This window comes from Amycolatopsis sp. NPDC059021, from assembly GCF_042739895.1.
Lineage (GTDB): Bacteria > Actinomycetota > Actinomycetes > Mycobacteriales > Pseudonocardiaceae > Amycolatopsis.
Genome location: NZ_JBHYIQ010000024.1, coordinates 23,992 through 36,516 on the forward strand (window position 1 = coordinate 23,992; position 12,525 = coordinate 36,516).

At 69.8% G+C, this 12,525-nt stretch carries 9 protein-coding genes; 6 read left to right on the top strand and 3 right to left on the bottom strand.

Features of this window, described 5'->3' with window-relative positions; genetic code table 11:
* Positions 1-328: 328 nt before the first annotated feature.
* Positions 329-604, bottom strand: a complete 276-nt coding sequence (locus ACFWX1_RS16730; protein ID WP_378388142.1) for a hypothetical protein — start codon at positions 602-604, stop codon at positions 329-331.
* 233 nt (positions 605-837) lie between these two features.
* Positions 838-1,497 (bottom strand): transcriptional regulator, encoded by a 660-nt coding sequence (locus ACFWX1_RS16735; protein WP_378388144.1) that lies wholly within the window; start codon positions 1,495-1,497, stop codon positions 838-840.
* A gap of 138 nt (positions 1,498-1,635) precedes the next feature.
* On the opposite strand from ACFWX1_RS16735, the gene ACFWX1_RS16740 reads away from it, so the two are divergent.
* Positions 1,636-3,477: an AMP-dependent synthetase/ligase gene (locus tag ACFWX1_RS16740; RefSeq protein WP_378388146.1), complete on the top strand. Its 1,842-nt coding sequence runs from the start codon at positions 1,636-1,638 to the stop codon at positions 3,475-3,477.
* Positions 3,478-3,551: 74 nt separating this feature from the next.
* Here the strand turns inward: ACFWX1_RS16740 and ACFWX1_RS16745 are convergent, their stop codons facing one another.
* Complete coding sequence (locus tag ACFWX1_RS16745; protein ID WP_378388148.1) at positions 3,552-4,445, bottom strand: SDR family NAD(P)-dependent oxidoreductase; 894 nt, start codon at positions 4,443-4,445, stop codon at positions 3,552-3,554.
* A gap of 373 nt (positions 4,446-4,818) precedes the next feature.
* Here ACFWX1_RS16745 and ACFWX1_RS16750 point away from each other — a divergent pair, with 373 nt between their 5' ends.
* From ACFWX1_RS16750 to ACFWX1_RS16770, 5 genes are all read left to right on the top strand, one after another.
* Positions 4,819-6,036, top strand: coding sequence for an MFS transporter (locus tag ACFWX1_RS16750; protein WP_378388150.1), 1,218 nt, complete (start codon positions 4,819-4,821; stop codon positions 6,034-6,036).
* Positions 6,037-6,450: 414 nt separating this feature from the next.
* Entirely contained in the window at positions 6,451-7,767 is a 1,317-nt protein-coding gene (locus ACFWX1_RS16755) for a diguanylate cyclase (RefSeq protein ID WP_378388152.1), read from the top strand.
* A 106-nt stretch (positions 7,768-7,873) separates the two neighbouring features.
* Positions 7,874-10,048, top strand: a complete 2,175-nt coding sequence (locus tag ACFWX1_RS16760; protein WP_378388154.1) for a phospholipase — start codon at positions 7,874-7,876, stop codon at positions 10,046-10,048.
* A 374-nt stretch (positions 10,049-10,422) separates the two neighbouring features.
* On the top strand, positions 10,423-11,832 hold the full coding sequence (locus ACFWX1_RS16765) for an LCP family protein (protein ID WP_378388264.1): 1,410 nt from the start codon (positions 10,423-10,425) through the stop codon (positions 11,830-11,832).
* 184 nt (positions 11,833-12,016) lie between these two features.
* Positions 12,017-12,487 (top strand): helix-turn-helix transcriptional regulator, encoded by a 471-nt coding sequence (locus tag ACFWX1_RS16770; protein WP_378388156.1) that lies wholly within the window; start codon positions 12,017-12,019, stop codon positions 12,485-12,487.
* Positions 12,488-12,525: the final 38 nt, after the last annotated feature.

A 12,525-nucleotide genomic window follows, 5' to 3' on the forward strand; every position in this document is an offset into this window, starting at 1 on the left:
CAGTTCATGGGCACACGTCACCTGGGGACGCTTCTCACCCGGATTCCGACCAGCCGGATCAACTCACCGTGGTCCGCTTCACCGGCGAAGACGTTAGGCAGCCCTTGACGCACACGTCAAGTCCGGCCACCTGCGATGATCGCGGTTCCGTGAGCAGGTCACATACCGTTGTGACAGCTTGGAAACTCCGCCACGGCAGCCAGGCCCGCTGAGCACGCGCTTACCTGCGGTTTCGCACGTCGCGCCAGGCCGGAAAGCGATTGTCACCGCACCGGCGTGCGGTGTCGAACACGCTGCGCAAACCGCGAAAAACCCTTGGTGACTTCGGTCACGGACGGCGACGGTCCCGGCTTCCGAGCTCCTCGTCGAGAATGCCGGCGACCCGGCGAGAGGCGTCCCGGAGCAACCGGCGACATGCCCACCACAAGGTCAGCACCGCACCGGCGAGAATGACGACCAGCACGCTCTCGACGGGATATTTCCGGACGACTCCGCCATATTCGGCCACGAGATAACCGAATAGCACACCGGTGCACAGAACGACGCCGTGGGAAACATAGGACACCCGGCTCCGGCGGGACTGCCCGGCCGCGGAAAAAGGCATTCTTCCCTCCTCACCACCCCCGCCCGGCGTCGTATTCCGGGATCTCCCCCACGAGACGGGCAAGCCACCTTTCCCTTACGCCACAGGGGCAAAATTCTCGCCCTGCGCCACGCAGGGCACCGCGGCGACGGGCGAGAGGCCGGAAAGCCTAACAGGCGTCACCCGGCGGGCAACGCATTCCTCCCCCACCGGGGCGACTACTCGGCAAAAACGTTACCGGGGCGGTTTTCCCGTCACGACGCGGAGAACTCGTCGGCGAGAGTGTTCCAGAACAGCAGCTCGTAGCTCTGGAAGAGCCGTGCGTACGTCCTGGCCTCGCCGGTCGCCCGGCCGCTGTCCAGCCCGGCCTGGACAGCGGTCACAGCCTGTGCCTCGATCTCCGGTACCGGCGCCGCGAAGAAGTCGAAGAACTCGCACGCTTCGTCATCGAAGCCGTAGTGCTCCCGCATCGCGGTGGCGATGGCCGCGCAGTAGCGACCCCATGCGGCGAAGTTCGCGGTGATCGCGACGACGACATCGGCGGGTTCACCGTTCAGCGCCAGCCACGCGAAGTACGCCGGATACGCCTGACATCCCGCACGCGGCTTCTCGACATCGGCGTCGTCCGGCCCCGCCGCGTCGGCCAGCGCGTCGAGCTTCCTGAGCGCAAGCCCTTCGCCTTGAGCAAGCCCGGCGAAGAACTCCAGCGCGTTCGTCTCCTCCGCGCGAGCGGCCAGGGTGTGGAAGCTGCGCCAGTCGCTGCGCACGATCCGCCGTTCCTCGGCGGCGATGGCGGCGAACACCGCTCGCGGCGCCTCACCTCGCGCGATCAGCGGCACCAGCCGGTTGTCGTCGTCACGCGGAGCCAGCTCCGCGTGGATGGATTCGAACAGTTCGCGTGCCGACCCGGTCATCTCGCTCCTCGGCTGGGGACATGCCCCTTCCATTCAAGCGTGCGGCGCAAGGCCACCGGGCGTGGCCGCGATTCTCTATCCAGACCGTGGCGGACCTCATACAGTGTGGCCAACGGGGCTACCTCGAGGAGGCCAGTGTTGACCACTCAGCAATCCGTCGCCGCACAGACCGAAGGACTCACGATTCCCGGGCTGTTGCGCCGCAACGCCACCGAATTCGGAGATCTCCCCGCGGTCACGTCGCTCGACGCCGATGGTCGTCCGACACTGAGCTGGCTGGAGTTCCGCACGGCGATCGCCGAGGTGTCCCGCGGTCTCGCCCGGCTCGGCCTCGGACCGCGCGACCGGATGCTGATCATGGCCGTGAGCAGCCCCGAACACCTGACCATCGACCTCGCCGCGGTGCATCTGCGGGCCATTCCGTGCACCGCCTACCACACGCTGAGCCCGGAGCAGATCCGCTTCGTGGCGCGGCACAGCGCCGCGCCGATCGTCGTACTCGGCGGCGCCGAAGAGCTGACCCGCTGGCAGCCGGTGCTGGACGACCTGCCCGCGCTCAGGCACGTGGTCGTCTTCGACGCCGACGCGATCCCGGCCGGGGACGACCGGTTCATCTCGCTGGCCGACCTCCGCGCCAAGGGCAAGGAGGCACTGGCCGCCGACCCCGAGGCGTTCGAAGCGGCGTGGACGGAGATCCAGCCGGACGATCCGCTGTCGATGATCTACACCTCCGGCACCACCGGTGACCCCAAGGGCGTCGTGCTCTCGCACCGCAACGCCATCCACGAAGCGTTCGCGGTGCAGCACGCGCACGGCAGCCCGATGCACGCGACGAACATCGCGTATCTGCCGCTCGCGCACATCGCCGAGCGCGAAATCTCGGTGTACATGCCGATCGTCTATGCCGGGCACGTGCACACCCTCGCGGACCCGACCGCCGTCGTCGGCGCGCTCGGCCAGGTGCGCCCGCAGAGCTTCTTCGGGGTGCCGCGGGTGTGGGAGAAAATGGTCGCCGGGCTGAAGAACATGCTCGGCGGTGTCCCCGAGGAACGGCGCACCGCGCTGCTGGCCGCGAACGACCTGCTGCAGCAGGGCTACAAACTGCGCAGCGCCGGCGAAGAGGTCCCGGCGGAGCTCGCCGAAAAGATCGCGAAGACCGACGAAACCGTGCTCGCCCCGATCCGGGCATTGCTCGGGCTCGACAAGCTGATGGTCGCCTCCAGCGGCGCGGCCGCGCTTCCGGTGGAGGTCGTGTACTTCCTCGCCGGGCTCGGCGTCGAGATCATGGAGGTCTGGGGGCTGTCGGAGACCACCGGCGCGGTGACCGCGAACCACGCCGGCGCGTTCCGCGCGGGCAGCGTCGGCCAACCGCTCGCCGACGTCGAGGTCAAGATCGCCGAGGACGGCGAGTTGCTGGTCCGCGGCCCGATCGTGTTCCTCGGCTACCTCCAGGAGGACGGCACGATCAAGTCCGCGACCGACGCCGAGGGCTGGCTGCCGACCGGGGACATCGGGACGATCGACGACGACGGCTTCGTCTCGATCACCGACCGCAAGAAGGAACTGATCATCACCTCCAGCGGCAAGAACATCGCGCCGACCCGGATCGAGGGGTTGCTCAAGGAGCACCCGCTGATCGGCCAGGCGGTCGCGATCGGCGACGACCGGCCGTACGTCACCGCGCTGATCGTGCTCGACGACGAGATCGCGCCGGCATGGGCCGCGGCGAACGGCATCGAAGCGGACGGCGTCGAAGCGCTCGCCGGGCACGAAGGCGTGCTGGCGGAAATCGAACGCGCCGTCGCATCGGCCAACGACCGGCTGGCCCGCATCGAGCAGATCAAGCGGTACCGGGTGTTCGCGCGCACGTGGACGCCGGAAAGCGGCGAGGTGACCCCGACGCTCAAACTCAAGCGCCGCATCATCAACGACCGCTACCGCACCGACATCGAATCCCTGTACGACGCGGTCCGGAGCTGAAGGGGACTTTCCCCTCACCGGATGAGCTGAAGGGGACTTTCCTCGCATCACATGCCAGGAAAGTCCCCTTCAGCTCATGCCGTCCGCGAGGGCACCGTCCACTTGCGAAGGCGCGGCGGCACGCGCTTTTCGAGGCCGTAGTTCTCCAGGTGCGCGCTGAACACCTCGTCGAAGGCGCGCTGCACGGTCTCGGTGTCCCACACCGGCCGTTCCAGGATCGGCTGCTTGAGGAACGGCTGGCCCATGACGTGCAGCTGCGGCCCGTTGCAGCGGATCATCTGCCCGGTGATCCCCTGCGCACCGTCGCCGAGCAGGAAGAGCACCACCGGCGCGATCTTGCCGGGGGTCCGGTCCGGCGGGCAGGCCCGCAGCGAGCGCTCGGACTTCCACACCATCCGGGTGTGCGCGAGCGGACAGACCGCGTTGACGCGGATCCCCGCGTCCTCGAGGTCCAGCGCCCAGGAGTAGGTCAGCGATGCCACCGCGCCCTTGCTCGCCGCGTACACCGCCAGCTTGCGCTGCCCGAGCGAAGCGCCCGAAGAGATGTTGACGATCGACCCGCCGGTGCCCGCCGCGACCATCGCCTTGATCGCCGCCAGCCCGGTGTACATCACCCCGAGCACGTTGACCTCGACGAGTTCCCTCGCCTGCTCGACGTCGTCCTCCCACGGCAGGGCCTCGTAGTTCAGCCCCGCGTTGCTGACCAGCCCGTCGATCGCGCCGAACTCCGCGACGCACAGGTCGACGATCGCCTGCGCCTGCGCCGGATCGGCGACACTGTGCCCGCTGGCGACCGCTCTGCCACCGTGCACCCTGATGTTCTTCGCGGTCCGCTCGGCCAGTTCGACGTCGATGTCGTTGACCACCACCGCTCCGCCCGCGCGCGCCACGTGCACGGCGAACGCCTCGCCCAGTCCTCTGCCCGCCCCGGTCACCACGACGGCCTTGTCCTGCATCAGCCCGTTCATTGACTTTCTCCCCGCTGCCGCACCGGCGAGGCTCCCGTCAACACCGCCGGCTTCACTACCCAGTGTTGAGCCATTCGGCCGTACGAGCAGTGCGACCGCGATGAACGGCGGTCACTCTGCGCCGAACGTGTCGCGTTCGACCAGCCCGGAGATACCCGCGCACAGATCAGGAACACCCGATCGACACCCATTAGCCCGTTCGGCGCACAAACCTCAGGGGTACCGTGTCCGCTGTCGGCTCCCCGTGTCCGGTCGCATACTGACTGTCGACCTAGGCGCGGCGATTTGTGACTCCCTTACCGGCGCTGTCACGGCGAGGGCCACAATGCGGTTCTGCTGCACGTTCACCCGATCGGGGGGAAGTGGTTACCCGGTGACGACCGACGCGACGCCACGGCTGCGAGCCGTACTGGCCAATCGCGAGTTCCGCGCGCTCTGGTTCGCCGAGACCCAGTCGCTCGTCGGCGATCAGCTCACCGTCGTGGCCCTGTCGATCCTCGTCTACGACCGCACCGGTTCCGCGCTGTGGACGGCGGCCGTCTACGGGCTGACCTTCCTCCCCGCGCTCGCCGGCGGCCTCGGCCTCTCCCAGCTGGCCGACCTCTTCCCCCGGCGGACCGTGCTCGTCGCGACGTCGCTGCTGCAGGCGGTGTGCATCGGGCTGATGGCGGTCCCCGGTACCCCGATCGCGGTGCTGTGCCTGCTCATCGTGCTGGCGAAACTGGCGGCGGCGCCCGGGATCTCCGCGCAGAACTCCCTCGGCCGCGAGATCTTCACCGACGACCACCGCTATCTGCAGAGCCAGGACCTGCGCGGGATCTCGGCCAACACCGCGACCCTGCTCGGCCTCGCGGGCGGCGGGCTGCTGGTGACCGCGCTCGGCACCTCGTGGGCGCTGACCATCGACGCGCTCACCTATCTGATCGGCGCGATCGTCGTACAGGCCGGCGTCCGGGTCCGCCCCGCGGCGGGCGAGCGCGGCGCCGGGTGGTTCGGTGCGATCAAGTACGTGTTCGGCCAGCCGCGGCTTCGCGTGCTGATCTGGCTTTCGTGGCTCGTCGGGTTCGCGGTCATCCCTGAAGGCGTCGCCGTACCACTGGTCCACGAACTGGGGGCGAGCAATCAGGCCGTCGGCTGGCTGCTCGCGGCCGACCCGCTCGGGTTCGTGATCGGCACGTTCCTGCTTTCCCGCTACGTTTCCCCGGACGGCAGGCGCCGCGCGCTCGGCCTGCTCGCGATCGTGCCGCTCCTGCTGCTGACGACGTTCGCGTTCAAGCCGAACCTGATCGTCAGCATGCTGATTCTCGGGCTCGCGGGCGCGGCGGGCGCCTACTTCATCACGGTGGGCGCCACCTACATCACCTGGGTGCCCAACGAAATCCGCGGGGCGGCGGGCGGCCTGTACCGCACCGGACTGCGGGTGGTGCAGGGCATCGGCGTGGCCATCGGCGGTGGCGTGGCCCAGCTGCTGGGCTCGGCGGGGACGGCGATAGCGGTGGCCGGGGCCGTGGGCGTCGTCGTCGCCGTGCCCATCGCCGTTTCCTGGACACGAGTACGGAACGCTAGTTCCCCCGGGACCGTCGCTCCATGAGCGACGGCGACCGCATCAGCGCGACAACGGGTCACCGAATGAACCCGGTCGCTCACGCACGGACGAAGATCACCAGTCACGAGCGGACACGAGACACACCTCCCTGTAACAACGCAGCACCTCGGGACATGAGAACGGGTCACCAGTCGCGGGCCGACATAGGATTGCCTCCCATCGGTACTCGTCGCTTCAGTGGGCCGGGCCGGCAAAGCGCACGACCCGGTGTGCAGCATGACACTTCCGATGGGCTGAGATGATACCGGCCGAACAAAGCGAACAGCCGCCCGAGCGGATATCAGCCGCATTACCGAAGTGGCCCGGGATGGGGCGGAGAGGAGACGTGGTGACCGACCGTCTCCGAGAGGGTTCGTTCCGGAACCGGGCCGCCCCCGCGCCGGGGAGGCGGGCCGCCAGGTGACCGACGCCGAAACAGCGCCGGACGGCTCCGGGAGCGGCAAGGCGGGCAGGCACCCCTACGACCCGCGCGCGTGGGCGCTGTGGAAGCACCCGCGGCGGGTGATCGTTTACCTGCTGGTCATGGACGCGCTGGCGCTGCTCGTCTTCGCGTTCACCTTCGCCGCCTCGGCCGCGCCGGGCGAGCTCGACTGGCTGCGCTTCGGGATCCTCGCGGCGGGCGCGACGGTGCACATCCAGTTCACCCAGCGCCAGGAGGAAAGCCGCCGCGCGGGCACCAGCACCGTGCTGATCGACCTCACCGCGGTGTGGGTTTTCCCGGCCGTTCTCACGTTGCCGCCCATTCTGACGGTGGCCTTGATCGCCATTATCAGGGCCCAGCGCTGGTTCACCGCGCGACGGCCCGCGAACACATTTCTCTTCGCGTCCATTTCGCATTCCGTCGCGGCCGTTCTCGGCCATCTCGCCTTCATTTCGCTCGGCGAGCCGAATTGGATGTCGCTCAGCCCGCTGGAATCGTTGTGGGAATTCGGGCTCGTCGTGTTCGCCGCGGTCGTGTACGAGGGCGTACAGATCGTCTACATCGGTGGCGTCATCGCGCTGAGCGCGGGAAAACAGGCGAAACTACGCAACATCCTTGGCAGCAAACAGGACAACATCCTCGAAGCGGTCACCACCGGGCTCGGCGCGATCACCGCCGTCCTGCTGATCGTCCTGCCACCGGCGGTCGCGATCATGGCCGTGGTCACCGTCATCTTCAACCGGCTGGCGGAACTCGACCAGCTGCTCGACGACGTGCGCACGGACTCCAAAACCGGCGTGCTCAACATGCGCGGCTGGTCGGAGGCGGCCGATCGGGCACTGACCAGGACCGCCCGATCGGATGAGAAGCTCGCACTGCTGATGATCGACCTCGATCACTTCAAGTGGATTAACGACACCTACGGGCATCCCGCGGGCGACGACGTCCTCCGCGATATCGCGCAGGCACTCGATGAGGTGACCCGCCCTTCGGATGTGGTCGGCCGCTTCGGCGGCGAGGAATTCCTGGTCCTGCTCCCGGATATCGACGAAACATCGGCACGGGAAGCCGCCGAGCGAGTACGCTCGGCAGTGGCGAAACTGCATATCGTGACCACCGACAAACGCGGCGGGCAGACCACGATCTCGGACCGGACCACCTCGATCGGCGTCGCGCTCTATCCCGAGCACGGCACGACCATGGAACAGCTGCTGCAGGCGGCCGACGCGGCGGTCTACGTGGCGAAGGAGAACGGCCGCAACCAGGTGCGGCTGGCACCGGACGACACCCCGTGAAGCGCTGAGTCCCCGTCACCCGCACGGGCACTATCGGGTTCCCCGACACACCGAACGGGGGCTAGCCCCATGCCCGGCGCCCGGCCGGGCTGGCACCCTGGACGCCATGTCAGCTCCCGCCGAGAGCGCGCCGGCCCCGGTCGCCGTGCCCCGCCGACGCCCGTGGTCGACGTCCGGCTGGCTGCTGCTGGTCCTGCTCGTGGTGTTCGCGTTCGGCGTGATCGCCTCGCGCCCGCCGTCCCCGCCCGACCAGGGCCCGCCTGCCGGTGACGTGCTCGCCGCGCAGCAGGCGATCGACGCGCTGGTCCATCCCGGCCCGGCCGCCACGGCGCTCGCCCTGCTGCCCAAGGACTTCACCGCGGTCAGCGGCGTCACGCCCGGCAGCATGACCGCGCGCGACGGCACGGTCCGCGCGGTGCACACCGATGGCGGCTGTTCGACCCCGTGGGGCGACGACAACACGAAATGGGACTACGCGGTCCCGTGCAAGGCCCACGATCTCGGCTACGACCTGCTGCGCTACGCCGACCACAAAGGACATCCGCTCGGCCAGGAAGTCCGGGCGGCGCTGGACGCGCGGCTCTCGCAGGACATGCACGCGACCTGCGGGCTCAACCCGATGGGCTCGCCCGGCACCTGCCACGTGGTCGCCGCGCTGTACTCGGCCGGGCTCGTGGTCAACTCGTGGCATCAGCGCTGGGGCCCGCCGGTCGGCGACCCGATCGGCCCGATGGTCGCCGGGGTGCTGGTGATCGCCTGCCTGCTCGTGTTCCGGCTGCGCGGCTGGCTGCACGCCCGCCGGACGGCGCCCGCGGCGCGGCCCGCCGCGCTCCCCGTCCCGGACGCGAGCCGCTGGGCGACGCTCGGCGCGGCCTCGGTCGTCCTGCTCATGTTCGGCGAATCGATGACCGCGCTGGCGCAGTGGGCAGGCGTGCCCGACGGGTCGCTGTGGCCGTTGACCTGGCTGGCCCAGCTCGCCCCGCTCATCTTCTTCGCCGGTGGCCGGATGAACGCGGCCGGCTGGCGGGCCGAACTCGACACGGGCGGCCGCTACCGGCATTACCTCGCCGAACGCGCCAGCCCGCTGTTGCGCCCGGCACTGATCTTCGCCGTGGTCGCGCTGCTCGTCCCGCTCGCGCTCGAGGTGTTCGGCATTCCCGCCGGGACGACCGCGACGGTCATGCGGATCGCGCTGCACCCGCTGTGGCTGCTCGGCGTGTACCTGCTGACGATCGCCCTCGCGCCCATGCTGCTCGCCCTGCATCGCCGCGCGCCGCTGAGCACGATCGCCGGGCTGCTCGCGGTGGTCGTCGCGGGAGAGCTGGCCGCCGGTCTGTGGGGCTCGCCGCTGCCGAGGTACGCGGCGACGCTGGGGCTCGCGCTGCTCGCGCAGCAGGTGGCCTTCGCGCACGCCGACGGTGTCCGGCCGCGACGTCCGGTGCTGATCGGCGCGGCCGTCACCGGAGTGGCCGGGCTCGCCACGGCGAGTGTGGTGCTCGGCGCGCCGCCGCTGCTGCTCGGCGGTCCCGGCGCGCCCGCGGCGTTCTCCGCGCCGCCGTGGGGTGTGCTGCTGCTCGGCGTCAGCCAGCTCGGGCTGCTCGGGCTGGTGTCCGCGCCGCTCGCACGGCTCGGCGAACGGGCGTTCGTGCGGCGCCCCGCCCGCTGGGTGCTGCGGGCGCCGATGAGCCTGTACCTCGTCTTCCTGGCCGCGATGCTGTTGCTGATCGCGATCGTGTACCTGCCCGGCCGCTTCGCGGACGTGCTGACCTGGCTGCTGCGGCCTCGCACGCTGCTGGCGGTCGGCCTGCTCGCGGTGCCCGCCGCGCTGGTGTTCTGGTGGTTCGAGCGGCACGCGGGCCACGCGCGCCCGGCGCGTGCGGACGAGGGGCCCGGGCGGCGGACGGCCATACTGACCAGGGCCGCGGCGACGCTCGGCATCGGCTACGCGACGCTCGGCGTGTTCGGGTTCGCGCTGACCAGGTTCGGCGTGGTCGCCGCGGACGCCGAACTGCTCGGCCTGCGGCTCGACCCGATCCAGAGCGTCGTGCACCTGCTGCTCGGGGTGTTCCTGCTGCACACCGTGCGGCTCGGGACCAGCGCGCGGACCGGGACGTGGCTGGCGTGCGCGCTGGCAGGCGCCCCGACCCTGCTCTCGGCGGCGGACGGTGATCGCCCTGGAACGGTGGGTGTCGTCCTGCATGCGGCGACCGCGGTGTTCGCCCTGTCCGCGGCGGCCGTCACACTCCTGCCCCGGCGAGCGGCCGCGGCCGTGCCGTCCTGACGCCGACCGCCCGATTGTGGCATCGACCAGGCGAAACGAAGCTGATTGACGGAAAATGGGTGGCACGTCGCTGAGACGTCACGCCGATGTGTCACCCTACGGCAACCGCAACGGCGACCCATACGTCTTACCTGCGGCCCCGAAGACCGGACAACACGAAGGGAGACGTCCGCGTGGACCACCCGCCTCGGAACGGGCAAGGCGATCGCCGCCCCGCCCGCCCCAGGCCGGACACGTCCGGACGTGTCCCGTCCCGGAGCGGCCCGCCGCCCCGTGGCACGCGCCCCGCGCCCCCTCGCCGCGGTGGCCCGCCGCGCCGCCGGTCGCGGTTCCGCGGCGCGAAGATCGCCGTGGTGGTCGTGTCGCTGCTGGTGATGAGCCTGACCGGCTACGCGTGGGCGGCGATGCAGGGCCTGGTCAAGGGCCTCAACTACGCCGACGTGATCAGCAACGGCGCCGGTGGCGACAAGCCGGCCGACGGCGCGCGGGACATCCTGCTGGTCGGCCTCGACAGCCGCACCGACGCGCAGGGCAACCCGCTGCCGCGCGAGCTGCTCGACGAGCTGCGCGCCGGGGTCTCCGACGGCGAGCTGAACACCGACACGCTGATCCTCGTGCACATCCCGAACGACGGCAGCAAGGCCGTCGCGATGTCGATCCCGCGCGACTCCTACGTCGACATCCCCGGCGGCTACGGCCGCCACAAGATCAACTCCGCGTACGCGCGGGCGATGTCGGACGCGCGTAACGATCTGCAGAAGCAGGGCGTCACCGATCCGAAGGAACTCGACGTCAAGGCCAACCAGGCCGGGGCCAAGACGCTGATCCAGACCATCGAGAAGCTCACCGGGTCGACCATCGACAACTACGCCGCGGTGAACCTGCTCGGGTTCAGCGACATCACCAAGGCCATCGGCGGCGTCGACGTCTGCCTCAGCAGCAACGTGAACGACCCGTACTCCGGTGCGAAGTTCACCAAGGGCCAGCACACGATCTCCGGGGTCGAGGCGCTGGAGTTCGTCCGGCAGCGCCACGGCCTGCCGCGCGGCGACCTCGACCGCGTGGTCCGCCAGCAGGTGTTCATGGCCGGGATGGCGCGCAAGGTGCTCTCGGCCGGGACGCTGGCGAACCCCTCGACGCTGAACTCGCTGATCGACGCGATCAAGAAGTCGGTCGTGCTGAACCAGAACTGGGACATCTTCGGTTTCGCCCAGCAGATGAAGGGCCTGACCGGGGGCCAGCTCGAGTTCCGGACCATCCCGGTGGTCAACGTCGAGTACCAGACCCCCGAGGACGGCGTCGCCATCCAGGTCAACCCGAGCCAGGTGCGTGACTTCGTGCAGGGCCTGACCGCGCAGCCGGGCAAGCAGGCCCCGGCGCCGGACACGAGCGCGAACAAGGCGACCACCGTGGACGTCCGCAACTCCTCCGGGGTCACCGGGCTCGCGGCCAACGTCCAGAAGCAGCTCACCGACAAGGGCTTCACCGCGGGCGACACCGCGAACGCCTCGTCCCGCAAGTCCACCGTGCTCTGGGTTCCGCCTGGCCAGAAGGCCGCCGGGCAGGCCGTCGCGGACGCGCTCGGCGGCAACCCGGCGATCCAGGAGGACAAGACCGTCGACGCCGGGCACGTCATGGTGTTCCTCGGCTCCGACTACCAGGCCCCTGCCTCGGCCGCGGGGAACGAGTCCTCGTCGGGATCGGCCGCCCAGCAGCAGGCCCCGGCGCCGCCGCCGGAGGACCAGAAGCCGATCACGGCCGAGGGCGTTCCCTGCGTCAACTGAGCCGTCCGGCGGCATCGGTGTAGCCCAATCGGCGCAATGCGGGAAATTGGTCCGAAAGACATGCCCGGAACCGCGTAAGAGCGGGCACCCTGCCGACTTTCATAGCCGTGAGGTGCATCCGCGGCGAATTTGTCACGCCGCTGCGGGTGTCGAGTGGTCGGCTAGCAGGGCAGGGGATCGTGACGTGCTGATCGACGCTGAGGACTACCAGCGGATACTCGGCGACGAGCTCCGCAAGCTCCGCCGCAGGCGAGGCTGGACGCGCAAGGAACTGAACCAGCATCTGCAGAGCGAGATCTCGCTGCAGACGCTGGCCACCTACGAGCTCGGCACCCGGCAGTGCTCCGTGGTGCGCCTGGTCGAGCTGTGTGTGGCCATGGACGAGCTACCGCAGGACCTGCTGGCGAAGGTCCACCGCCGGGTGTTCGTCGAGGAGCCCGGACGGGTGCGGATCGACCTGCGCGAGGTCGTCAGCAACGCCCGGCCCGAGTTGCTGCCGCTGCGGCGGTGGGCCGAGGGCAGGCTGCGCCAGACCGGGGAGAACGGGGCCGCCGAGGTCGCGCTCGACCTGCCCGCGCTGGAGACCATGGCCGAGCTGTGCCAGATGCCGACCGTCGACCTCATCGCCGCCCTCCGGAACCTGGCCCCCCACTGACCCTTCCCCTCCCCCAAGTCCGTGAAGGACTCCTTCCC

Excerpts from the sequence above, each read along its gene's own strand:
- ACFWX1_RS16735 (WP_378388144.1), bottom strand. The coding sequence starts at position 1,497 with ATGACCGGGTCGGCACGCGAACTGTTCGAATCCATCCACGCGGAGCTG.
- ACFWX1_RS16745 (WP_378388148.1), bottom strand. The coding sequence starts at position 4,445 with ATGAACGGGCTGATGCAGGACAAGGCCGTCGTGGTGACCGGGGCGGGC.
- ACFWX1_RS16760 (WP_378388154.1), top strand. The coding sequence starts at position 7,874 with ATGTCAGCTCCCGCCGAGAGCGCGCCGGCCCCGGTCGCCGTGCCCCGC.
- ACFWX1_RS16730 (WP_378388142.1), bottom strand. The coding sequence starts at position 604 with ATGCCTTTTTCCGCGGCCGGGCAGTCCCGCCGGAGCCGGGTGTCCTAT.
- ACFWX1_RS16765 (WP_378388264.1), top strand. The coding sequence starts at position 10,423 with ATGAGCCTGACCGGCTACGCGTGGGCGGCGATGCAGGGCCTGGTCAAG.